The 23,302-nt window shown below is 52.4% G+C and carries 21 protein-coding genes, 3 tRNA genes and 1 pseudogene; 9 read left to right on the plus strand and 16 right to left on the minus strand.

What is annotated here, in order from left to right:
• Positions 1 to 162 precede the first annotated feature (162 nt).
• From aroG to folD, 11 genes are all read right to left on the minus strand, one after another.
• Complete coding sequence (gene aroG, locus BBP27_RS09925) at positions 163 to 1,206, minus strand: 3-deoxy-7-phosphoheptulonate synthase AroG (protein ID WP_188212330.1); 1,044 nt, start codon at positions 1,204 to 1,206, stop codon at positions 163 to 165.
• A 294-nt stretch (positions 1,207 to 1,500) separates the two neighbouring features.
• Positions 1,501 to 2,997 (minus strand): subtype B tannase, encoded by a 1,497-nt coding sequence (locus tag BBP27_RS09930; protein WP_188212341.1) that lies wholly within the window; start codon positions 2,995 to 2,997, stop codon positions 1,501 to 1,503.
• A 289-nt stretch (positions 2,998 to 3,286) separates the two neighbouring features.
• Entirely contained in the window at positions 3,287 to 4,762 is a 1,476-nt protein-coding gene (locus BBP27_RS09935) for a surface lipoprotein assembly modifier (protein WP_502887257.1), read from the minus strand.
• Positions 4,763 to 4,918: 156 nt separating this feature from the next.
• On the minus strand, positions 4,919 to 5,290 hold the full coding sequence (locus tag BBP27_RS09940; protein ID WP_070822032.1) for a hypothetical protein: 372 nt from the start codon (positions 5,288 to 5,290) through the stop codon (positions 4,919 to 4,921).
• 172 nt (positions 5,291 to 5,462) lie between these two features.
• Positions 5,463 to 6,158: a M48 family metallopeptidase gene (locus BBP27_RS09945; RefSeq protein ID WP_188212328.1), complete on the minus strand. Its 696-nt coding sequence runs from the start codon at positions 6,156 to 6,158 to the stop codon at positions 5,463 to 5,465.
• 49 nt (positions 6,159 to 6,207) lie between these two features.
• Positions 6,208 to 6,939, minus strand: coding sequence for a lysophospholipid acyltransferase family protein (locus BBP27_RS09950; RefSeq protein WP_188212327.1), 732 nt, complete (start codon positions 6,937 to 6,939; stop codon positions 6,208 to 6,210).
• Between the two features lie 75 nt (positions 6,940 to 7,014).
• Positions 7,015 to 7,593 (minus strand): D-glycero-beta-D-manno-heptose 1,7-bisphosphate 7-phosphatase, encoded by a 579-nt coding sequence (gmhB, locus tag BBP27_RS09955; protein WP_003749152.1) that lies wholly within the window; start codon positions 7,591 to 7,593, stop codon positions 7,015 to 7,017.
• 11 nt (positions 7,594 to 7,604) lie between these two features.
• Positions 7,605 to 8,057 (minus strand): DUF7832 domain-containing protein, encoded by a 453-nt coding sequence (locus tag BBP27_RS09960; RefSeq protein ID WP_003749149.1) that lies wholly within the window; start codon positions 8,055 to 8,057, stop codon positions 7,605 to 7,607.
• 93 nt (positions 8,058 to 8,150) lie between these two features.
• A complete protein-coding gene (locus BBP27_RS09965) occupies positions 8,151 to 9,392 on the minus strand; it encodes an aromatic amino acid transporter (protein ID WP_036492597.1) in 1,242 nt (413 codons plus the stop codon).
• A gap of 129 nt (positions 9,393 to 9,521) precedes the next feature.
• Positions 9,522 to 10,595, minus strand: coding sequence for an AI-2E family transporter (locus BBP27_RS09970; protein ID WP_188212326.1), 1,074 nt, complete (start codon positions 10,593 to 10,595; stop codon positions 9,522 to 9,524).
• 84 nt (positions 10,596 to 10,679) lie between these two features.
• The gene (gene folD / locus BBP27_RS09975) at positions 10,680 to 11,531 is read right to left on the minus strand and encodes a bifunctional methylenetetrahydrofolate dehydrogenase/methenyltetrahydrofolate cyclohydrolase FolD (RefSeq protein WP_188212325.1); all 852 of its coding nucleotides are present in this window, start codon (positions 11,529 to 11,531) and stop codon (positions 10,680 to 10,682) included.
• A 200-nt stretch (positions 11,532 to 11,731) separates the two neighbouring features.
• Between folD and BBP27_RS09980 the strand changes: the two genes are divergently transcribed.
• The 6 genes from BBP27_RS09980 to BBP27_RS10005 all read left to right on the plus strand — a co-directional run bounded on the left by BBP27_RS09980 (position 11,732) and on the right by BBP27_RS10005 (position 15,380).
• A tRNA-Pro gene (locus tag BBP27_RS09980) sits at positions 11,732 to 11,809 on the plus strand.
• A gap of 27 nt (positions 11,810 to 11,836) precedes the next feature.
• A tRNA-Arg gene (locus tag BBP27_RS09985) sits at positions 11,837 to 11,913 on the plus strand.
• Positions 11,914 to 11,922: 9 nt separating this feature from the next.
• Positions 11,923 to 11,998, plus strand: a tRNA-His gene (locus BBP27_RS09990).
• Positions 11,999 to 12,261: 263 nt separating this feature from the next.
• The gene (locus tag BBP27_RS09995; protein WP_004520955.1) at positions 12,262 to 12,765 is read left to right on the plus strand and encodes an adenylyltransferase/cytidyltransferase family protein; all 504 of its coding nucleotides are present in this window, start codon (positions 12,262 to 12,264) and stop codon (positions 12,763 to 12,765) included.
• Positions 12,762 to 14,522 (plus strand): bifunctional biotin--[acetyl-CoA-carboxylase] ligase/type III pantothenate kinase, encoded by a 1,761-nt coding sequence (locus tag BBP27_RS10000; protein ID WP_188212324.1) that lies wholly within the window; start codon positions 12,762 to 12,764, stop codon positions 14,520 to 14,522. The genes BBP27_RS09995 and BBP27_RS10000 overlap by 4 nt, the downstream gene beginning before the upstream one ends.
• A 15-nt stretch (positions 14,523 to 14,537) precedes the next feature.
• On the plus strand, positions 14,538 to 15,380 hold the full coding sequence (locus tag BBP27_RS10005) for a cell division protein (protein ID WP_188212323.1): 843 nt from the start codon (positions 14,538 to 14,540) through the stop codon (positions 15,378 to 15,380).
• A 376-nt stretch (positions 15,381 to 15,756) separates the two neighbouring features.
• On the opposite strand, the pseudogene BBP27_RS10010 reads toward BBP27_RS10005, so the two are convergent.
• A pseudogene (locus BBP27_RS10010) lies at positions 15,757 to 16,268 on the minus strand (DUF4189 domain-containing protein).
• 261 nt (positions 16,269 to 16,529) lie between these two features.
• Between BBP27_RS10010 and tldD the strand changes: the two are divergent.
• From tldD to prmC, 3 genes are read left to right on the plus strand one after another with little or no spacing between them, the layout of a single operon-like run.
• Entirely contained in the window at positions 16,530 to 17,972 is a 1,443-nt protein-coding gene (tldD, locus tag BBP27_RS10015) for a metalloprotease TldD (RefSeq protein WP_188212322.1), read from the plus strand.
• Positions 17,973 to 18,024: 52 nt separating this feature from the next.
• The gene (locus BBP27_RS10020; protein ID WP_188212321.1) at positions 18,025 to 18,486 is read left to right on the plus strand and encodes a hypothetical protein; all 462 of its coding nucleotides are present in this window, start codon (positions 18,025 to 18,027) and stop codon (positions 18,484 to 18,486) included.
• Positions 18,476 to 19,288 carry a peptide chain release factor N(5)-glutamine methyltransferase gene (gene prmC, locus BBP27_RS10025; protein ID WP_188212339.1) on the plus strand — a complete coding sequence of 271 codons (813 nt, stop codon included), beginning with the start codon at positions 18,476 to 18,478 and terminating at the stop codon, positions 19,286 to 19,288. Before BBP27_RS10020 ends, prmC begins: the two co-directional genes overlap by 11 nt.
• A gap of 85 nt (positions 19,289 to 19,373) precedes the next feature.
• Here the strand turns inward: prmC and BBP27_RS10030 are convergent, their stop codons facing one another.
• The 4 genes from BBP27_RS10030 to BBP27_RS10045 all read right to left on the minus strand — a co-directional run bounded on the left by BBP27_RS10030 (position 19,374) and on the right by BBP27_RS10045 (position 23,287).
• Positions 19,374 to 20,168, minus strand: coding sequence for a 3'-5' exonuclease (locus BBP27_RS10030; protein WP_003749126.1), 795 nt, complete (start codon positions 20,166 to 20,168; stop codon positions 19,374 to 19,376).
• Positions 20,169 to 20,938: 770 nt separating this feature from the next.
• Positions 20,939 to 21,808: a lipid A biosynthesis lauroyl acyltransferase gene (locus tag BBP27_RS10035; RefSeq protein WP_003749124.1), complete on the minus strand. Its 870-nt coding sequence runs from the start codon at positions 21,806 to 21,808 to the stop codon at positions 20,939 to 20,941.
• A gap of 93 nt (positions 21,809 to 21,901) precedes the next feature.
• Entirely contained in the window at positions 21,902 to 22,447 is a 546-nt protein-coding gene (ruvC, locus tag BBP27_RS10040; protein ID WP_188212320.1) for a crossover junction endodeoxyribonuclease RuvC, read from the minus strand.
• A 9-nt stretch (positions 22,448 to 22,456) separates the two neighbouring features.
• On the minus strand, positions 22,457 to 23,287 hold the full coding sequence (locus tag BBP27_RS10045) for a carbon-nitrogen hydrolase family protein (protein ID WP_188212319.1): 831 nt from the start codon (positions 23,285 to 23,287) through the stop codon (positions 22,457 to 22,459).
• Positions 23,288 to 23,302: the final 15 nt, after the last annotated feature.

Raw genomic sequence — 23,302 nt, forward strand, 5'->3', positions numbered from 1 at the left:
GAAAACCTGAATGATCGGGTTTTCAGACGGCCTGAATATTTTCTAACATATTGTTTTGATGTTAAACCTGATTAAAAATTGCTCGGGATTTTGAGCAAAGAAATCAAAATGACAGACGCAAAAAAGACCGGCATATATCCGGTCTTTTTAATGATGTCGCACTTACGCTTTGTAACCTTTCGCTTCGGCAAGCAGGGCCAGCAATTCTTCAGTCGTATCCCAACCGATGCAGGCATCCGTAATACTTTGACCGTAAACTTCAGGCTTGTCTTGGCGACCTTCAACCAAGTGGCTTTCCACCATTACGCCCATAATGTGTTTTTCACCGGTTTTCAGCTGCGCCGCAACATCGCGCGCCACGTCCATTTGTTTGCGGAAGTCTTTACGGCTGTTGGCATGGCTGCAGTCCACCATCAGGTTGCTGCTCACGCCGGCTTTTTGAAGCTGCGCCACCGCGTCTTTAACGTGTTCCGCGCTGTAATTAGGCTCTTTACCGCCACGCAAAATCGCATGGCAGTCAGGATTGCCGCTGGTGTGGACAATCGCAGAATGACCGGCTTTGGTTACAGACAGGAAGTGGTGCGGATGATTGGCGGCGCCGATGGCGTCGATGGCGATTTTCAGATTGCCGTCCGTACCGTTTTTAAAACCGACAGGGCAGGAGAGGCCGCTGGCCAATTCGCGGTGTACCTGGCTTTCAGTCGTACGCGCACCAATCGCGCCCCAAGAAATCAGGTCGGCGTAGTATTGCGGCGTAATCATGTCCAAGAATTCAGTCGAAGCAGGCATGCCCATTTCGTTTAAAGTCAGCAACAACTGACGCGCTTGGCGCAGGCCGTAGTTGATGTCAAACGTACCGTCCAAGTGCGGATCGTTAATCAGGCCTTTCCAGCCAACGGTTGTACGCGGTTTCTCAAAATACACGCGCATCACAATCAGCAGCTCTTTCTCATATTTTTTGCGCAAGGGCAGCAATTTTTGCGCATATTCTACCGCCGCCTTAGTATCGTGAATCGAGCATGGGCCGATGATGACCAGCAAACGGTTGTCGCGGCCGTGAACCAAATCCGAAATCTCATGACGTGTTTTATAAACCAAATTGGCAACCTGAGACGTAACAGGCAGCTCATACAAATGCGCGATTGGAGGTAATAACTCTTTGACTTCTTTAATTTTAATATCGTCAGTAGGGTGGTGTTGGGACATGATGGACTCTCTTGTTTATTTTTGATACAGGTTACAGGTTTTAGCAGAATTAAACAAGGCTTGATTTTTTGTTTTAGCAATTTTATTCTAAAATTTCTTTATTTTAATTATTTTATGGAATTTAAAATTAGTTTATTTGTTTAAATTGATATTTAATGCTGTTATAAAATTTCGTTTATACAATGGAAAAATTGAGGGTTTATCGAAAATATGGGCCGTCTGAAAAGGTTCAGACGGCCTTTCTTTAAATTAAAACGGGATACCAAATCTTATCCCAATCTATATTGCGAACGCTTATTTTGCAGCGCTGCTGACTTGTTTCATCCAGGCAAACAGTTCGTCTAAGTCATAATCGCCGCCGTGGCCGACATCCCAAGGCAGAGCGTAGTCGACGGTTTGACCGTTGTTTTGCAGTTTGGCGGCTAAGACGGCGGAGATTGCCAGTGAGGTGTCGCGGTCGTTGGTGCCGACGCGGATGCGCCAGTTTTGCGGCAGGTTTACGCCCGGTTTGCCGATGTAGTTGAGCGGGTTCATGATTTTGATGGTTTCTTCATCCGCGATTTCGGCGTTGGCGGCGGTGTTGTGTTGCATGGAGAACGCGGTAAAGTGGCGTTTGTCGACGGTATTGGTGCCGAAGAGTTGGTTTTCGCCTGCGCTCAAATCTACGCCGTCAAAGGCCGGAGGTGTTTTTTGGCGGCCGGCGGCTTTGGCGTAGGCATCGAAATCGACGGAGACGACTTTGACTTTGCGGACGATCAGCCAAGTACGGTCGCTCAGGTCTTTGCCTGCATCAAGCTGGGCTTGTGCGGATTTGGCAAGTAAACCGGCAATATGGTTTTTAAAGCTGCCGTTGCCTTGGGCGTCCAGTGTCAGGGGTTTGCCTTCTGGGGATTTCAGGTTCAGGCTGTTGAGGTATGCGGGGTATAGGGGTTTGAGGAGGTCGGACAGTTTTTTCTCGTCATCGGTTAGCGTACCTGCGACCAGCTCGCGTTTGACGCGGTAGTCGAGCATGGAAATGTTCATTTTTTTGTAGTCGTTGATACCGTTGAACTGCCATTCGTAAGCCATATCGGCATGATCCAAATCGGTAATCGGGCAGTAGGCGGATACGGCGAAAACTTTGTCGCTGCCGTCTGCCGCGCCTAAGGCTTTGAGGTGGTTTTCGTAATCTTTTTGGTCGGCAGTCGCGCCTAAGAGGGCGGACATCGCTCCGCCTGCGCTTGTGCCGTTGGAAATGATTTTTTCGGCGTTGCCGGGCATGACTTTGTCGTTGGCTTTCAGGTAACGGACGGCGGCTTTCAAATCAACGATGGCTGCAGGTGCTTTGCCGGTGGATTCCGTTCGGCCGCGTGCGCCAGGGGATGCGACGACGTAGCCTTTGGAGAGGGCAACCAGGGCGGCGTTGGGCGATTTTTGGCCGTCTTCAGGCTCGCCGCGTTTGCCTTCTAAAGCGGGTTTGCCGGGTTCGGCCGGCATATAGCCGCCGATTTGGTTGGGCAGGAAAATCGGTGCGGTTTCGGCGTTGAAACCGTCTATCTCGCCGCCGTTGTAATAGGCTTCGGGTACATAAATATTGATGATTTCGTAACGGGTATCGACAGGATTGCGGACGTAAACCACGCCTTCGTAAGCGCGGAATTTGACAGCTTGACCGTTCACTTCGATGCTTTGTTCGGTGTATTTTTGTTTGGAAAAGTCTAGGTCGTAGGTGTCTGCAGTTTTGACGGAAGCGCAGGCGCTTAATCCCAGCGCGATAGAAACGGATAAGAGGATTTTGTTTAGGGCGGTCATCATCATACTTTCTGAAGAGGTGAGCGGATATGATAGCGAATACCAAGGCCGTCTGAAATGCCAAGTCGGGTTTTAGACGGCCCGATTTTTTGTAACGTTATGTAGTGTTATACGTTACATTGTAAAGTAATATGAGCTTAAATTTCATCTATTTGATAAATATGAATTTAATAAGAAATTATGCCTTAAAAGATCTATTTATCCGGTATCTGTAAAAGTTTGAATCTGTCTTGTAAATCAGTATGCAGGACAGGCATTTTTGTTTTATCCACAGATTGGTTTCTACTTGTCAGAATGTTTTGCTCAGTTCGACAAACATTTTGGTTTTGCCGTATTCGTAGAACTTGTCGTTGCTCCATGTTTTGTTGTGGGCAATGGTCAGGCGCGGGGTGATGCCTTTGAAATGGAGGGCGCGGTGCCATATGATCAGGGAGGCGGAGGCTTCTTTGTCGCGGCGGTTTTGTTCGTTGCTGAAGAAGCCGGGGGCTTGGTAATGGCGTTGGGCGGCGCTGAGGCGTAGGACGGTGGAGAGGCCTTTGGGCCATTCTTGTCCCCATGTGGTGCGCAGGGCGTAGCGGTTGAAGCTGTCGCTTTTGTCGTCGCGGTTGCGTTCGCGGTAGAGGTCGATACCGGCTACCCAGTATTGGCGCGCGTTGCGGTAGTACACGATGGAGTTACTGAGCAGTTGACTGGTATTGTTGGAATGTTCGCGGCGGCTGTTTTTCAGACGGCCTGCTTCAAATGCGCTGAGGGTTTGCAGCTTGGGTTGCCACCAATGGTTGTAGTGGAGGCGTGCGCCGTTGGTGTAGGTGTAGGGGTCGTTGCCGTAGAAGCGGCGTTCGTGGAACGGGGTAATGCCGATATCGCTGCGCTGGTCGGCATAGCCAATGCCTGCCGAGAAGCGTGTGGTGAGGTCGTTGTAGTTGGTGTGTTTGGGGTAGATTTTGCCGTAATGGTCTGCGCCTGCCGTGGCATAGAAGCCGCGGGGCAGCGACCATTTTTTTTCTGCACCGATTTGGTAATGGACGGCGGTGGCATCGATGGGTTCTGGGAATGTCCAGCCTCGGAAGCAGTCATCGTCGGGATAGGCAAGGCGCACGGTGCGGCATTGTTCGTCGCTCAGGTGGTTGCCCAGACGGCGTTGTCTAGGGGCTTGGTTGATGTTTTGTTCGCGCGTGATGTTCAAGCCGGCGTCGAATTGCCATGAGTCGCGTTCGCGCAGGGCTTTGCGGTAGGTTTCGATGCGTTCTTGCAAGGCAGGTGGGAGGGATTCGGTTTGCAGTTTGTCGAACTGGTCGGCCGCGGCTTCGTTTTGTTTGTCTTCAAATAAGGCGGTTGCAAGCTGCCAGCGGACGGCGGAAGCGTCGGGCTGCTCGGCGATAAAGCGGCGGTAATGGCCGACGGCTTCGGCGGCGCGCCCTTCGGATTGGGCAAGCAAACCTTTGGCATAGCGTGCCATGGCGCGGTCGTGTTTGGGCCATTGTTCGTAAATGGGCAAAACGGCTTTGATGCCGGGGATGTTGTGGGCGACGACGGCGGAATACATGGCGCGTGCCAGTAATTCGGTGTTGGCAAGCAGGGTGTCGGCATCGACGTTGATGATTTTTTCAGACGGCCTGTTTGTCTGCTCGGCAGGGATGTTGTGCGTTTCAGGCTGTTGGGGTTCGGCTGTGTTGACTTGAAGCTCGGGTTTTACGTCAGGCGACACATCGGCGGCGTGAAGGGAAAGGGGAAGGATGGCGAGGAGGAGCAGACGTTTTTTCATGGCAATGTTGGGGATGTTATCGGTATAAGTGGGCAGATTGTACAATGTTTTGAGTCGGAAATTTTGTAAACCGACGGTCATTTTATCTGATCAATGCGACAAAAGGCCGTCTGAAACCTGATGGGATTTCAGACGGCCTTTGTTTACGGTTTGGATTTAGTTTTCGTCCAGGTCCAAATCGGCTTTGTATTCGATGCGGCCTTGACCTTTGTCTTCGATGGAAACGTCCAGCTCTTGTTTGCCGCGTTTGAATTTTAGATCGGCATCGTCGCGTTTGATTTCGGACTCGACCACATGGAAACCTTTGCTGCGCGCGTGGGCGATCACTTTTTTGGCCAGGGAAGGAATGGAATTGTGTCGGCCGGAAAGTTCGGCTTCGTATTCAAACTCGCCGTCGCCTTGATGGTCGGCTTTGATGGTGTGTGCGCCTGCCGGACGGTAGATTTCGGAAGGCAGCGGGGAGGCGAATGCCGTGGCGGAGAAAAGAGCCAAAATGCCGGTGGCCAGTAACGATTTTGCTTTGGTCATCGGTTTTCCTTTCTGAAAAGGGTTTGGAGAACGACATCATCTTATCGGCATGCCTGTAGGGCGGCAAGCGGATAAACTCGATTTTACACGCGGCTACATGATTTGTTTGGAGGGCGTTGATTCTTTGCCTTGGGCTGGTGTTTGCTTGCAGAAAAATACTGAAAGTAAAGGCTTAGCCGAGAAGGAACAATTCGCCGCCGTGTGCCTTCAGCCATTGTTTGGCTTGATCGACATGCGGTGTAAACGAGCGGGTCAGAGCCCAAAACGCAGGGCTGTGGTCGGGGTGGCGCAGGTGCGCGAGTTCGTGCAGGCAGACGTAGTCGGCGACATATTCGGGCGCGCCGATAAGCCGCCAGTTGAGGCGGATGCCGGTGGTGTGGCGGCAAACGCCCCAGAAGGTTTTGGCGTTGGAAAGGGAAATGGCACTCGGGGTCAGGCGGGTGTTTCGGATATGGCTTTCGAGGCGCGGCAGTAGATATTCGTGCGCACGCTCGTGCAGGAAGCGGCGCAAATGGGTGAGTTGGGCGGCGGTTTCTTTTTCGGGCAACAGGATTTCAGACGGCCTGATTTGGATGTGGTTTGCCGTGTGGACGGACAAGGCCGTCTGAACGCCTTGATACCAAATCCATTCGGGAAGCATATCGGTGGGTGTTTGCTGGGTCGGTGTTTTGTTTAGGGTGCGGCGCAGGATGGCCTCGTTGTCGTTCAGCCATTGGGTAAAGTTGCGCTGGGTCACAAACGGTGGGATATTGATGCTGACGGTATCGGCGGAAACGGGGCGCAAGATGAGGTTTTTCTTGGCACTGCGTTTGAGCTGGATATGAATGGTCAGGCCGTCTGAAAGGGTGTGGGTATGGAGGCGGGGCATGGTGTTTGAGGGAAAGGGGCGGGCATGGCGGCCCACCCGATGGAATAATTTATTTGGTTTGGGGCGCGAACGGACCTTGTCCGGTAATCAGGGGCTGCTGGCTTTCGATCCATTGCTCGCATTTAGCCATGAGTTCGGCTTCGTTGCCGCTGCCGTAGGCAATGGGTTTGCCGATGATGACGCTGACCGTGCCGGGGTATTTGAGGAAGGAATTTCGCGGCCAAAACTCGCCGCTGTTGAGCGCGATGGGGACGATGTCCATCTCAAACATTTTGGCCATACGCGCGCCGCCGAGCTTGTAGCGGCCTTTTTCGCCGGGCGGCAGGCGTGTGCCTTCGGGGAAAATGGTAATCCAATAGCCTTCGTTTTTGCGCGCAAGGCCTTGTTCTATCAACTGCCTGTTGGCTTCACGGCTGTTGCTGCGGTCGATGCCGATGGTTTTAACCAGTTTCAAGCCCCAGCCGAAGAAAGGGATTTTGAAAAGTTCGCGTTTGGCAACATAGACTTGCGGCGGAAAAATTTCTTGTAGGGCGAGGGTTTCCCAGCCGCTTTGGTGTTTGGCGCAAATGATGGCCGGTCGGTCAGGAATGTTTTCTGCGCCGCTTAAGGTGTAGTTCAAACCGATGATGTGTTTGAGCGACCAGTTGAGGATGCGTACCCAAACTTGTGCCATTTTGTGCGCGCCGCCTTGGAAGGGCAGGGCAAGCAGCATAAAGGGGAACAGCAAAATAATGCTGGAGGAAAGGATGAACCAGTAAATCAGGTTGCGGATAATCAGCATATCGGGAAATAGTCTGTCATTGGAAGGCCGTCTGAACGCCGGTGTGATCAGGTTTCAGACGGCCTTGTTGTTTGTTTATAAGATGGCTTGCGCGGTTTCTTCGATTTGTGTGTTTTCGCGCATGATGTATTGCGAGAAAGCGAGCAGGTTGTCGAAGATTTGGGTGTGTTCGGGCAAGTCTTGTTCGTGTTGGGCCAGCGTTTTTTTGCCTTTGCCGGTTAGGACGAGCGCAGATTTTCCGCCTGCGGCATCAATGGCCTGCAGGTCGCGCAGGCTGTCGCCGACCAGCCAGGTTTCGGCGGCATCGGCCTTGAAGCGTTCGATGATGTCGAGAATCATGCCGGGTTTGGGTTTGCGGCATTCGCAGTTGTCGACGGCGGTATGCGGGCAAAACCATATGCCGTCGATGGTGCCGCCTGCTTGAACGGCAAGGCGGTGCATTTTCGCGTGCATTTCGGTCAGGTCTTGCACGGTAAAGTATTTGCGGCCGATACCGGATTGGTTGGTGGCCACGGCGATGGTGTAGCCTGCCTGCGTTAAAAAGGCGATGGCATCCATGCTGCCTTCGATGGGAATCCATTCGTCAACGGATTTGACGAAATCGTCGCGGTCTTGATTGATGACGCCGTCGCGGTCGAGGATGATGAGTTTCATGGTTCGGGCCCTTATTTTTTTGCTTTCAAACTGCTTTGCCATTTTTCAAAGGCCGTCTGAAAAACGGGTGTCAGTTTGGCGAAGGTTTCCGGGGTGTTTTTGACGTGGTAGAAGCCGCCGAGCGAGGGTGTGTCGAGGGCGAGGACGTAGTCTTCCATAAATGCGCCGTAGCCGTCTTCTTCGTCGGTGTAGTAGAACTCGGTAAACCGTTGGCCGAGTTCGGTAAAGTCGTCCGCCGTCAATGCGCCGTCCATGTGTTTGAGCAGGAAGTGCCGTCCGCTGATTGTGCCTGCGGTCATGGCGGCGAAGTCGGCCGCGGTTTCGGGGGCGGTTTGCCAGACGGGGTTGACGAGGCCTGATTTTGCCGCCCACTGCCAGTACATGCCGATGTGGGTGGCGGCGTTTTCGGGCGGGAGCTGGTCGGGATAGTCTTCGTCGAGGTGGAAACGGATATTGTCGTACATGGACAGGGTTCGTTGGGGGAAAGGGGGTATTGTAGCGGAAAATAATGAATTAGGCCGTCTGAAAGAGGGTGTTTCAGACGGCCTTAAGGGAATTTAACCTTTAAATACGGGAACAAGCTCCATTTGGCTCAATATTTGGGCGGCAATGTTGATGACGCCGAAGAGGAAGACCCAAACCATCAGCCGGAATCCGCCGTAAACTTGGTAGTTTTTGCCGACGCCGAATTTTTTGCGCGAGCGGTAGAGCAGCATGGCCGGGATGATGCCTGTCCAGATGGTTGCGGCCAGGCCGACGTAGCCGATGGCGGTAACGAAGCCGGTGGGGAAGAGCAGGCAGGAAATCAGGGGTGGCAGGAAGGTCAGCGCGGCGGTTTTGGTGCGGCCGGAGATGCTGTCGTTCCATTTGAAGATGTCGGCGATGTAGTCGAACAGGCCGAGCGTTACGCCGAGGAAGGAGGTTGCGATCGCCATGTAGGAGAACAGGGTCAACACTTTGTCCATATTGCCAGTTTGGGCGAACTTGGACAGCGTTTCGATCAGGACGGAAACTTGGCCTTCTGCAGCGATAACCGGTGCGAACTCGCTGCGCGGCAGGTTGCCTTGGATGGCGATTTGCCAGAGGACGTAAATTACCAAGGCAATCAGCGTACCTGCCCACAGGGATTTGGCCACTTTGGGTGCGTCGCCTTTGAAGTATTTGAGCAGGCTGGAGACGTTGCCGTGGAAGCCGAATGACGCAAGGCAGACGGGCAGGGCGGTGGCGGCATACATCCAGTAGTGGGTGCCGGCCGGGGCTTGGGTGTCAAACAAAACAGGCATTTTGGCGTCGGCAATCAGGCCGCCGGTTGCCCAAATAAAGGTCAATACCATGCCACCGATAAGGATGCTGGTGAAACGGTCAACCAAGCGAGCGGATGCCCAAACGCAAAAGGCGAGGATGCCGAAGAAGACGAGTTGGCCGACGGAGAGCGAAATTTCGCCGCCTACCGCGCTGCCGATGCCTTTGGCGGTTAAATCACCGCCGACGAAGATGTAGGCGTAGGTGAGCAGGTATAAAACGAAAGCGACGGCAACGCCGTTGATGATGTTCCAAGCCGGGCCGAGCAGGTCTTTGACCATGGTGTCGAAGCTGGCGCCGTGCGGATAATGGGTGTTGACTTCCAAAATCATCAGGCCGCTGGAGAGCATGGAAAACCAGGTGTACAGCAACACGACCAGCGAGCCGGCGAACCAGACGCCGGACGTGGCGGTCGGATTGGCAAGCATGCCTGCGCCGATAACCGTACCGGCGATAATCATCGCGCCGCCGAATAGGGATGGGGTTTTGGTTGACATTGTTTGTCTTTCTTCTAGAAATGCGTGGTTGTCATTATGCCGTAAAGTGTAAGAAAAGGTAAAGCGAAGGCCGTCTGAAAACCCGATTGTCGTTTTCAGACGGCCTTTGATGTGTATAAATGCAACTGATTAAATCAATTTTCGCAGTTTCAATTCGTTTTTCAAATAGGCGTAATAAACCGGCGCGACAATGATGCCGCCGATGCCGAAAATGCGTTCAAAGACGACCATCGCCACCAGCAATTCCCATGCGCTGGATTCGATTTCCGAGCCGATGATTTTGGCGTTGAGGAAATATTCGAGCTTGTGGATGACAACGAGGAAAACCAACGAGGCGAGGGCGACGTAAAGCGATGCGCCGAGGCTCAAAATAATGATGATGGTGTTGGAAATCAGGTTGCCCGCCACCGGAATCAGGCCGACGATAAAGGCGATGATCAGGACAGTCATTTTAAACGGCAGCTCAACGCCGAACAGCGGTAAAACCAAGTAAAGGTACAGGCCGGTCAGGAAGGTGTCGATCAGCGAGATTTTAACTTGGGCGAGGAACACGCGTTCAAAGCTGGTTTCAAAAGTAACGATGCGTTGCACCAATTCGGCTTTAAACAGCGGCATTTTGCGGCGGTTTTTACGCATTTTCAGGCGGTGGAAGCTGAGCATGGCGCCGATGATGATGCCAATGAGGATGTACACGAAGGACGTGATGCTGTTTTTACTGATACGGGTCAGCGCGGCGCGGTATTCTTCAATCAGCTTGATTGCCGAGGCTTTGATTTCGGCCATATTGTTGGGCAGCATATTGAGAATGGCCGCAGGCAGGTCTTGGCTGTTTTTGGTGTCTTCCAAAATCGCCGCCAGCTTGGCCAGCATAAAGCCGACGTGGCCGCCGTGTATCAGGTGGTAAATGCCCAAAGACATCATCGCAATGATGCTGAACACGATGGCCAGCGTCAGCGTGGTGGAAATCAGGTTGATATTGTGCGCGTTGAGCGATTTATGCAGCCGCGTGTTGCGCGGTAAAACACGGCGGCGGAGCTTGAGGATGACGCCGTTGGTGCGCGTAATAAAGATATAGGTCAGAATAACCGACAGCAGCAGCGGCAGCAGATGGTAGTGCAAGACAATCAGCAAGGCCAAACCCATCAGGATATAGGAAGCGTTGCGGAAAGTCGGGTTGTCGGTGTGGGAAGCGAGTAAGGACATGTGAAGCCGATAAGGTAAAAAAACAAAAAACAGGTCAGGCCGTCTGAAAAACCATGTTCAGACGGCCTAATTTAATGACGGCGGTTAATCGTGCAATGAGGCCGCGTGTAGCGTGTTTTCCAACAAAGTGGCAATCGTCATCGGGCCGACACCGCCGGGAACGGGCGTAATCATGGAGGCGCGTTCTTTGGCAACGTCAAACTCCACGTCGCCGCACAGGCTGCCGTCGTCCAAGCGGTTGATGCCTACATCGATAACGACGGCGCCGGGTTTGACCCATTCGCCTTTAACAAAATTCGGAATGCCCACGCCGACCACCAAAATATCGGCGGCGGCAACTTCATCGGCAAGGTTTTGCGTGGCGCTGTGGCAGATGGTTACCGTCGCGCGGGACAGCAGCAATTCCAACGCCTGCGGGCGGCCGACAATATTGGACGCACCGACAATCACGGCTTTTTTGCCTTTCGGGTCGATGCCGTAGGCTTCCAACAAAGTCATCACACCTTTGGGTGTGCACGGGCGCATCAGCGGCATTTTGACGACCAGGCGGCCGACGTTGTAAGGGTGGAAGCCGTCCACATCTTTATGCGGCACGATACGTTCCAAAACTGCCTGGCTGTCGATGTGGGCCGGCAGCGGCAGTTGCACCAAAATACCGTCGACGGCAGAATCGCCGTTCAATTCGTCCACCAGTTTCAACAAATCGTCTTGCGTGGTTTCAGACGGCAGCTCGTAAGAGCGCGATTCAATGCCGCTTTTTTGGCAGGCCAGTTTTTTATTGCGTACATAAACCGCGCTGGCAGGGTCGTCGCCGACCAATACCACCGCCAAACAAGGCGTGTGCAAACCTTTTTCCTGGCGCGCCTTTACCGCCTGCGCGACCGCCTCGATACGTTGCTGGGAGATTTTTTTTCCGTCTATAAGTTGAGCAGTCATGATTTTCCTTCTAAATAGGGACAAATATTGCGTTCAAATTATCGCATTTTTCAGACGGCCTGACACAAAAGAGTAACCCCGATGACGAAACATAAAAATAAATAATGATTAAAAATAATAAGATAAATAAAAAATAGAAAAATAAAGCAAAGTAAGTGTTGACCGGGCTGAAAAGGGTCTGTATAGTTCGGGTCTTCAGTCGGGGCGTAGCGCAGCCCGGTTAGCGCATCTGCTTTGGGAGCAGAGGGTCGTGAGTTCGAATCCCACCGCCCCGACCACAAAATTCTAAGCACGAATCGGCATGAGCGCCCGTAGCTCAACCGGATAGAGCACCGACCTTCTAAGTCGGGGGTTACAGGTTCGATTCCTGTCGGGCGTGCCAATTTTTACGGTGGCTGTAGCTCAGTTGGTAGAGCCCTGGATTGTGATTCCAGTTGTCGTGGGTTCGAGCCCCATCAGCCACCCCAGATGAAAGCCTGCATATTGTATGCAGGCTTTTTTCCGTTTATGCCCTGAATTTTATTCAAGTTTATTGGTTTTCAAAAACAGTGTTCATCAAACCGTTCCATCATGGCAGCGGCAAAAACGGCATCTTCGGTGTCTGCTAGATGCCGATGAATACGCAGTCAAGCCCGAATATTGTACCGTTCGGTATCTTTTTATGGCGTTTCGCCGTTATCCTTTATAATACCCCGATTATTTTCTGTTTCATTCCCAAAGGAACCGCATCATGTCCGAATGGCCAGCTCCAGAATTTGAATCCAAAATCTGTCCGCCCGAAAAGCTGGCGGAGCGTTTGGCGGCATTGCCCCGTCCGCTGGTGTTTACCAACGGCTGTTTCGATATTCTCCATAGGGGCCATGTAACGTATCTGGCGCAGGCGCGATCGGCCGGTGCGGCTTTGGTGTTGGCATTGAATACCGATGCTTCGGTGCGCCGTCAGGGCAAAGGGGACGACCGTCCGATTAATCCTTTGGAAAACCGCGCGGCAGTGGCAGCGGCATTGGCGAGCGTGGATTTGGTCACATGGTTTGATGACGATACGCCGGCTGCGTTGATTGAAATGGTCAAACCTGATGTATTGATTAAAGGCGGCGACTGGCCTGTGGATAAGATTGTCGGTGCGGCTGAGACGTTTGCGCGTGGCGGCAAAGTATTTTCGATTCCGTTTTTACACCAGACTTCGACCACCAAAACGTTGGCGAAAATTCGCGAAGCCGGAGGAGGCGAATGACGGATTTGAACAGCCGCCATTGGGCCTTGCTCGCCGCACTTTCAGACGGCCTGCCGCAACACGTTTCTCAGTTGGCGCGCGTGGTCGGTATGAAGCCGCAACAATTAAACGGATTCTGGCAGCAGATGCCGGGCCATATCCGCGGTTTGCTGCGCCAGCACGACGGGCAATGGCGTTTGGTGCGCCCTTTGGCTGTGTTTGCCGAAGAATCTCTGCAACAAATGGCCGGAAAACAGGGTTTTCGTGCGCAGTTGAAACACGAATGTTCGTCCAGCAATGATGAAATCATGGCATTGGCGCGCCAGTCGGCAGATTTGGCGCATAAGGCCTTGTGCGTGGCGCATTTCCAAACCAAAGGACGCGGACGGCAAGGGCGAAGCTGGGTCAACCGACAGGGTGAATGTCTGATGTTCAGCTTGGGCTGGGCGTTTGACAAGCCGCAGTATGAGCTGGGTTCGCTGGCGTTGGTGGTGGCATTGGCTTGCCGACGCGCGCTTGCCGATATCGGTTTGGACGTAAATATCAAGTGGCCGAACGATTTGGTCGTGGCCAACGATAAATTGGCCGGTATTTTGATTGAAACGGCGCGGGTAGAGAATAGGACTGTCGCCGTCATCGGCATCGGTATCAATTTTGTATTGCCGAAAGAAGTTGAAAACGCCACTTCCATACAGGCATTGTTTCAGACGGCCTCTAAGCAGGGCGTAAGCGTCAAAACCTTATTGAATGCGGTATTGGCGCAACTCGATGCGCTGTTGAACGAATACGCGCAAAACGGATTCGCGTCATGTGTCGGCGAATACGATGCCGCCAACCGCGACACAGGCAGGCCGGTCTTGCTGCTTCAAGAAGGGCGCATTGTTCATGAAGGCGTAGTCAAAGGCGTGGATGCGCAAGGCGCGTTGCGTTTGTTGACCGACAATGGCGAGAAAACCATTGTCAGCGGCGAGATCAGCTTGCGTCCGGATAATCGTCCGGCGCAACCTGCCGCGACTAAGCCGGAACGCTTTTTGCTGCTGGACGGCGGCAACAGTCAGTTGAAATGGGCGTGGGTAGAGAACGGCACATTTTCCGAAGTCGGCCGCGCGCCGTATCGTGATTTGACCCAGCTGGGCGAAGAATGGCTGCAATTTGCCGATGATGATGTGAAGATTGTCGGTTGCGCCGTGTGCGGTTCGGTAAAAAAAGCGATGGTGGAAGAACAATTAACCCGTCCGGTCGAATGGCTGTCTTCCATGCCGCAGGCTTTGGGTATCCGCAACCATTACCGCCGTCCTGAAGAACATGGCTCCGACCGTTGGTTTAATGCGCTGGGCAGCCGTCGCTTTACGCAAAATGCCTGCGTCGTCGTCAGCTGCGGCACCGCCGTAACCACCGACGCGCTGACGGAAGACAATCATTATCTCGGCGGCACCATCATGCCCGGTTTCCACTTGATGAAAGAGGCGATGGCGCTCAAGACCGCCAACCTCAACCGCCCCATCGGCAAGGTATATCCGTTCCCAACCACAACGCCGAACGCCATTGCCAGCGGCATGATGGATGCCGTTTGCGGCGCGTTGATGATGATGCATGGCCGTCTGAAAGACAAAACGGGCGAGGGTAAACCGGTCGATATTATTATTACGGGCGGCGGCGCGGCCAGAGTCGTGCAGGCGCTGCCGGAGTCATTCGTTCATGACAATCAAGTGAAAATCGTCGATAATCTCGTGATTCACGGGCTCTTGCATTGGATTGCCCATCGCAACGGACAATAAAAAGGAAAACGCATCATGAAATGGCTGTTTGCGGTCTTGGTCGCACTCAACATCATTGTTTTTGGCAGCATGGTTGCCTATCGGACACAACATAAAACCGCCAAACCCGAATCTGCCTTGGAAGGCGGCACGCACGAATTATTGCGCCCGTCTTCTTTGGACGCGCCCAAAGCCGAGCCGCAGCAGGCATCGCAGCTCGATTGGGTGGCGGATGAATCAGACGGCCTGATCATGGCCGAACCCGAATCCGAAGAAGCAGAAGCCTTGCGTAAAAAACAAGAAGCGCAGCAGTTGAAAGAGAAAAAAGAAAAAATGCGCCGCGAGAAAGAAGCGCAAGAACGCCGCGCCGCCGAAGAAGAGATGGATGCGGCCGGCGTGGAACGCTTGTGTACCAGCAGCGCCACCGTGGTGATGGACGAAGACGATTACCACCGCATCAAAGGCCTATTGGGCAAATGGCCTCATGCGGCCAGCCGCAGTATCGAAAAACGTAACGGCGCATCCAGTGGCGAGACTTCTTCCAAAACCTTCCGCGTGGTCTTGCCTGCCGACGGCGACACTTCCGCCCAGCTTGACGCTTTGGGCAGCCGCGGCTTTAGCGGCAGCATTCACAACGGCGAAATCAGCATTGACGTAACACGCAGCCGCTCTTCCGCCCAAGTCTTGATTTCACGCTTGTCCAGCGCAGGTTTCGGCGGCGCACGCATTGTTGAGCAGGAAGACAGAAGCGCACCCGATACCGGTTTGAGCGTAGCGCGCATGACCGTGGTCTTTATGGCGGTCGACGAGCACGATGCCCAAGACATCAGAAACATTGTCGGCCGTTATGGCAAATTGAACATGAAGACCTGCCGATAATCAGGTCTATTCGGTTTCAGACGGCCTGATAAACCGAACGCCAAAAAACATGAAACCCACTGTATCGGCAGTGGGTTTCATGTTTTTCGGTTTTGAGTATCTGATATAAAGGGGAACAGGTATGTTTCGTATATGCGCACTCCGAGTATCAAGAGATAATGGGGAAGAGGGGGATAAAATCTGTCGTTTAATGGCTCGGATTAGGACGTCTTCCGAGTGGTTTTGATTATACGCTAATAATAACTATTATCAATAGCAAAACTAAAAAAAATAAGGAATTTTTCTATAATAGATTGTTTTGTATGGAAATTAAAATTTAGTATTAGCTTTGCCATGATTGAAAAGGCCGTCTGAACAACAGACGGCACTTTGTCTATTAGAATTTAGGCATAGAGCAGCCTTCTGGAGCAATAATTTTACATTGTGCTTTTCTATTTTTTTTTGGCATTTTTTTAAGGCTTCATCTTCAGCAAGACCAGGGGTAGTTGATCCGAAAAAAAGTGTACCATTTTGATCTTGGGCAACGGCAAGACAGCCATTTCGAACCCAAGCATAAATTTTACACGGTTTATTTCTTCCACCTTCTTCACAGGTTTGAATCGCTTGTCTTTTAGCAGCATCAAGTGAATCCATTTCGAGTGCCCCACCTGATATACCAGTTTTAGGGTTAGCTGCCCATGCACCGTATTTTGAAGGAACATCGATGTTGATAATTTCCTTAGGCTGGTTCCGTTGGTGCTGACGAGATGACGCGCAGTTAGGATTGTATCCGTATTGACATAAACCAGGGTCATTTTGTAATGCGCCCCTAGTTGCATCATAGGTAGGATTGGCAACGCAAACATTAAGACTTGCCAGTCCTAACAATACAAAAAGTAACTTTTTCATTTCAAGTCCGATCTATTATTTGAATTTTTATCAGTCTGCCGCTGCATCAATCATACGATGATTTGTTATCTTCTTTACGCGGCTGACGTTGAAATAGGGCAAGGCAAACATTTCAACCCTATATTCCTATGTTTCAGACGGCCTTTTGATTTGTTTCAATCACTCATAAACCCAAGCAATCAACATATCCAAAGCCATATAAAATACCGTATAATCAAGGCCAAATTAACTTTGCCTGCTTGTCGGGCCGTCTGAAAAATTATGCAACAAACCTACGCCGCAGTACAGCGAGATTTGCTCGAAGCCAACCACCTTTCCCCCGATTTGCTCGCCCAAAGCCTGAGCATTATCGGCGCCAACCATGTCGATTATGCCGACATCTATTGTCAGCGCACTGCCTATGAAAGCTGGCATTTGGAAGAAGGCATCGTCAAATCGGGCAGCTTCCAAATTGATCAGGGCGTGGGCGTGCGTGCCGTTTCGGGCGATAAAACTGCTTTTGCCTACGCCGACAGCCTGTGTATCGATTCGATCAACCGCTCTGCCAAAGCAGTTCGCGTGATTGGTGCGGCCGGCGGCGAAGCCAGCGTCAAAGTACCGACACCTGCCTACGGCAAGCCTGTCCACATGGCGATTGACCCTATTTCTAGCCTTGATTCCGCTGCCAAAGTTGCGCTGTTGAACAAAGTTGAAACGCTGGCCAAAGCCGCCGATCCGCGTATCGTGCAAGTGATGGCCGGTTTGACCTGCGAATACGACATGGTGTACATCGCCCGTCTGGACGGCAAACACGCTGCCGATATCCGCCCGATGGTGCGCATGAACGTCACCGTCATCGCCAAGCAGGGCGAGCGTCGCGAGCAGGGCAGCGCAGGCGGCGGCGGGCGTTATGATTTGGCGTATTTCGATGAAAATTTGGTGCATCGGTTTGTCGATTCCGCCGTCAAACAAGCGCTGACCAACCTCGAATCCCGTCCTGCGCCTGCCGGCGAGATGACCGTCGTTTTGGGCAACGGTTGGCCGGGCGTGTTGCTGCACGAGGCGGTCGGACATGGTTTGGAAGGCGATTTCAACCGTAAAGAAACCAGCGTTTTCTCCGGCCGTATCGGCGAGCGCGTGGCCGCCAAAGGTGTGACCGTTGTGGATCAAGGCGATATTGCTGACAGACGCGGTTCGCTCAATATCGATGACGAAGGCAACGAAACACGCCGCACGGTATTGATTGAAGACGGGATTTTGGTCGGCTATATGCAGGACGAGACCAACGCCCGCCTGATGGGTACGCAATCGACCGGCAACGGCCGCCGCGAAAGTTACGCTTCTGCGCCTATGCCGCGCATGACCAATACTTTTATGGAAAACGGCGGCTATGAGCCGGAAGAAATCATCGCGTCCATCGACAAGGGCATTTACGCCGTCAATTTCGGCGGCGGACAAGTGGACATTACCAGCGGCAAGTTTGTGTTCAGCGCATCCGAAGCGTGGTGGGTGGAAGGCGGCAAGTTGCAATACCCTGTCAAAGGTGCAACCATCATCGGCAACGGCCCCGAAGTGCTGAAACACGTTTCCATGATAGGCAACGACTCCGCGCTCGATAGCGGCATCGGCGTCTGCGGCAAAGAAGGGCAGAGCGTTCCTGTCGGCGTCGGACAACCGACCCTGAGGATTGATGCCGGACTGACTGTCGGTGGTAGCGAAATTTAAACGGCAGGCCGTCTGAAAGGTTTCAGACGGCCTTTTACATTAGGATAAAACCATGCAGGAAGAGAATCGGAAATCAAGTTTTCCCATAGTGATGTTGCTGGTGTCGGTTGCCCTTTGGATAGCGTCTTTGTCCAATGTTGCATTTTATTTGGGCAATCATGAAAGCATGAAGGGTATAACCGTTTTGATTTTGGGGTCGATATTTGCTTCTTTGGATATCAGGTATTGTGCGGCCTATGCGAATTATGTTTGGTTGGCGGCCATTGTGTTGCTGGCGTTGCGGAAGAAGGTCGTGCCTGTCCATGCGGCACTTTGGGGCTTGGCGCTGGTGGCTTTCAGTGTGAAAGCCGTACACGTCGATGAGGCAGGGAATACATCGGATATTGTGCGTTACGGTGCTGGATTTTATTTGTGGTATGCCGCATTTGCGGTTGCCACCATCGGCACGTTTGCCGGAAAGAATAAGGAAAGAAAAGCCACAACGCTGGCAGATGGGACGAAAAATGACGCTTGATGAATGGTTGCGCCAATCGGTACTGCCTAAAAATGAAGCGCGGATGTTGTTGCAATATGCGCTGGGTTACACGCGCGCGCAGCTGGTGACACGCGGTACGGATGATTTGGCAGACTCTGCCCTGCAAACCTTGGAGATTTTGACGCAACGCCGTCTGAAAGGCGAGCCGATGGCCTATCTGTTGGGCGAACGCGAGTTTTACGGACGACGCTTTGCCGTCAATCCGCATGTGCTGATTCCACGCCCTGAAACCGAGCATTTGGTGGAAGCCGTGCTCAAACGCTTGCCGCCGCAAGGCCGTGTGTGGGATTTGGGAACGGGCAGCGGCGCCATTGCCGTAACCATTGCGCTTGAATGCGTTGATGCCGATGTTCGCGCATCCGACATCAGCGTCGGTGCTTTGGATACTGCCCGTCAAAATGCGGCCGAATTGGGCGCAAAAGTCGAATTTGCGCAGGGTTCGTGGTTTGATACCGACAGGCCGTCTGAAGGCCGATACGATGTGATTGTTTCCAATCCGCCGTATATCGAGGATGGCGATGAACATTTGTCGCAAGGCGATTTGAGGTTTGAACCGCAAAACGCGTTGACCGACTTTTCAGACGGCCTCAGCCATATCCGCCACATTACCCAAGAAGCCCCCAAATACCTGAAAGCCAACGGCTGGCTGCTGTTTGAACACGGCTATGACCAAGGCGAAGCGGTGCGGAACATTATGCTGGAGAACGGTTTTGCCGAAGTGGCAACCGAACAGGATTTGGCAGGATTGGACAGGATAACGCTGGGGCGTTTGCCTGCTTAGCGGGCATGGTTTGTCGGAATATAAAAAAAGGGCGTGTCGATCACGCCCTTTTGGTTTTTTGGTTTGTCTGTTCAGACGGCCTGGTTTAACGCCAAGCGGCAACGAACTCCGCCCAGTGTTGTTTTTCTTCGGCTTGTGCGGCCAGATAGTGTTTGATGCGTTTGATTTCGACTTCGTATTCGTCGGCATCGAGCGCGCCGCTCATCATGCGAAAGCGCATATACATCAGGTAGGTATTGGCGGCATCGGTTTCGCAATAGTCGCGGATGTCTTTCAGACGGCCTGCATGATAAGCGTCCCAAACTTTGCTGCCGTCCATGCCCAGTTTGCCGGGAAAGCCGCAGAGTTTGGCCATATCGTCCAAAGGCACGCTGGCACGCGGTTGGTAGAGGGCGAGCAAATCCATCAGGTCGCAATGGCGGGTGTGGTAGCGGCTGATGTAGTTGTTCCACTTAAAGTCGCGGCTGTCGCCAAAGTCGCCGTCACCCATGTCCCAATATCGGGCGGCGCTGATGCCGTGTATCAGGGCGCGGTAGTGGAGGACGGGCAGGTCGAAACCGCCGCCGTTCCAGCTGACGAGTTGCGGCGTATAGTTTTCGATGACCTCGAAAAACTTGGCAATCATGACTTCTTCGCTGTCTTCGGGATCGCCGATGGTGCTGACGCGGATTTTGTCCTGACCCCAGCGCATACAGCAGGAGATGGCGACGACTTGGTGCAGATGGTGTTGCATAAAGTCGCTGCCGGTTTTGGCGCGGCGTTGCTGTTGGGCAAACAGGACAACTTCGTTGTCGGGCAAATCGGCAGGCAAATCGTAAAGCAGGCGGATGCCGTTTACGTCGGGAATGGTTTCGATGTCGAAGGCGAGTATCGGGGTCATGGCGTGATCGGGTTGGATAAGGAATGATGCCATTGTGGCATGACGGCGCAGATAAAAAAAGAGGCAATCCCCCACAGGATTGCCCCAATACCTCAAATCAGAGATTTACGCTTCACAAACAATACAGGCTTTCACCTGCGGCTTTACAGATGCAGCTCAACTCTGCACCGGTAAACTTTCATTTCGGGCATTGCGCCGAAATCCTCTAAAAATACTGCAATTGCTTGCAATATCAGAAAACTGCTTACAAAAACATTTAAAACCGGATGAGGCCGTCTGAATGTCTTGTAATCTGATGTAGTGAAATTTACGCGAAATTTTACAGTTTGCCAAGTGTTTTTTTCTGAAGGTTTGGTTTGGTGTAAATTGCAGTTATTGTCATATTTTTGCAATTAAATTTCATAATTAATTTAAAATTAGATGTTTATTTTGTATTTTTTGCTTTGAATTTAATTTAATTTCATATTTCGAATGATTAAAATTTGTTTTATTTTAAAGGTTATTTTATAACATTTTGTTTTTAAATGAAATTAAATTTAACATATAAATGAAAAGGGTATTGACTGGGGCGTTTTTTATTTGAGAAAAAATATAAGGTTGTTTGAAAGTTTCAATTGCCTTGAAAAAAGTTGTTTTTAAAGCATTTAAAGTGGAATTTGATTTGATTGTTTGAAATTGAAGCCAAGATTGGGTTTGATACAATTAAAATGAAAAAGTGGCAAAAGAAAGGTTTTGCCGCTTTTTCATGCTTAAATTGTAATTTTATGTAGTCAGTAAAAGCTGCTTTCGCCTTCGGGACGGGTTTTGAAGCGTTTGTGCAGCCAGAAATATTGTTCGGGATGCTCGCGTACCCGCTCTTCGATGAAGTCGTTCATGCGCTGGGTGTCGGCTTCGACATTTTCGGTCGGGAAATTGTCCCAAGCCGGATAGAAGCGCAGGGTTACGGTATTGTCGGCTTCGCGCGTGGGGATGGCGGGAATGATTTTGGCTTTGGTCATGCCGGCGATACGGCTGAGGCCGGTAATCGTGGCCGTCTGAATGCCGAAGAAATTGACGAAAATGGAATCGTTGCGGCCAAAGTCTTGGTCGGGCAGATAAAGAAAGGGCGCATCGCTTTTGCGCAGGTGCTTGATGATGGCGCGCAGGCCTTCTGTGCGGCCGATCAGGAAAACATTGTTGTAGCGGTGGCGGCCTTTCAGGATTTGCTCGTCCAGGGCTTTGTTTTTTTGGTGCGAATACATACTCGTCAGCGGTACATCCTGATTGAGCGTGTAAACCGCCATTTCAAATGCGGTAAAGTGCGGATAGAGGATGATGACTTTTTCGCCGGCGGCGAGGGCTTCGTCGAGATGGTGTTTGTCTTGATAGCGCACCAACGAGCGCAGTTTGTCCGCAGGCGCGTACCAGTAGAGGCCGTATTCAAGCATCAGCTTGGCCATGTGTTGGAAATGGCGTTTGAGCAGGGCAGTGCGCTGGCTGTCGTTCAGCTCGGGAAAGCATTTTTTGAGGTTGACCTCGCCGACTTTGCGGCGCGGTTTGACTGCGTAATAGGCGAGAATACCGATTGCGTCGGCAATTTTGTGCAAAACGCAAAAAGGCAGCAGGCGGATGAGGTAGAGAAAAAGGAAGGCGGCTTTCATGCAGGCTCGCTGTATGTGGGCAAAGGGCTATTATAACCGAAAGGCCGTCTGAAAACGGGCTGGAACACGATTTCAGACGGTCTGAATGTCGGCTTACCATTGGAAACGGCCGCGCTTGACCTGCAGGCCGTCGGGATTGAGTTGCGAAGCCAATCCGTGATTGCGCAGGGCGTGGGTGAGGGCGACGGCGAGTCCGTCGGCGGCATCTGCTTGCGGCGTGCCTGAAAGAGCAAGCATTTGGACTACCATATGCTGTACCTGTTCTTTGGCGGCCTTGCCCTTGCCGACCACCGCCTGCTTGACCTGAAGCGCGGTGTATTCAAACACGGGCAAATCGTGCATGACCAAAGCAGCAATCGCTGCACCGCGCGCCTGACCGAGCATCAAAGTCGCGGCCGGGTTAACGTTGACAAACACTTGTTCGATGGCCGCCTGATGCGGCTGATAGTGGCGGATGATTTCGTCGATATGGAGGACAATCACGGCGATGCGTTCGGAAAGCGACGCGCCGGTCGGCGTTTTGATACAGCCGGAAGCAACATAATGATGCTCGCGACCGTGGACATCGATAACGCCGAATCCGGTCACGCGGCTGCCGGGGTCGATGCCGAGAATGCGTGTGGGTTGGGAGTGGGACATAGTGCGTGTTTAAAGTAATCGGTGTTTCAGGGCAGGCAGGCGCGTGCGCACGCTTTGCAGGCGCGCGGTATCCAAATCGGCACAAATCACGCCTTCGCCTTCGGGCAACGTCGCCAACACATCGCCCCAAGGGTCGATAATCATACTGTGGCCGAATGTGCGGCGGCCGCTTTCATGCAGTCCGCCTTGTGCCGACGCGATGACGTAGCATTGGTTTTCCACCGCACGGGCGCGCAGCAGCAATTCCCAATGCGCCTTGCCGGTCGTGTGGGTAAACGCGGCCGGCAACAGCAAAACATCAAACGGCTGCTGGGCGCGGAAAAACTCAGGAAAGCGCAAATCGTAGCAGACACCGGCCGCCAGAGGAATATCGTCCACGCTTAACTTCGGCACATCGCTGCCCGCCAGTATCGTATCGGCTTCGGCGTAGCGTTCGCCCAAACCGGAAAAGCCGAAAAGGTGCATTTTGTGGTAAAGCCCGATTCGGTTGCCGTCGCGGTCAAACACAAGCATCGTGTTCATCACCTTGCCAGCGTTTGGGCTTTGCAGCGGAACCGTGCCGCCAAACAACACCACGCCGCATTCCCTTGCCGTTTCGCTTAAGGCCGTCTGAAAACGGGTGTGGTAAGTTTCGCCAACGCGTCCATCGTCCAAAGGCTCGGCAAATGCTAGCTTGTCCGTATCGTTTTTGCCCATCAGCGGCCAATATTCGGGCAACAACACCCAATCCGCCCCTTGTTCGGCCGCCTCGCGAACAAGGCGTTTCATCGTGGCAATATTGGTTTCGGGGTTGGTGGACGACACCATTTGCACCGCGGCAGCGCGTAAAGAGCGCATCATCAAAACTCCTGTCAG

The organism is Neisseria sp. RH3002v2g (assembly GCF_014596425.2).
Taxonomy (GTDB): Bacteria; Pseudomonadota; Gammaproteobacteria; order Burkholderiales; family Neisseriaceae; genus Neisseria.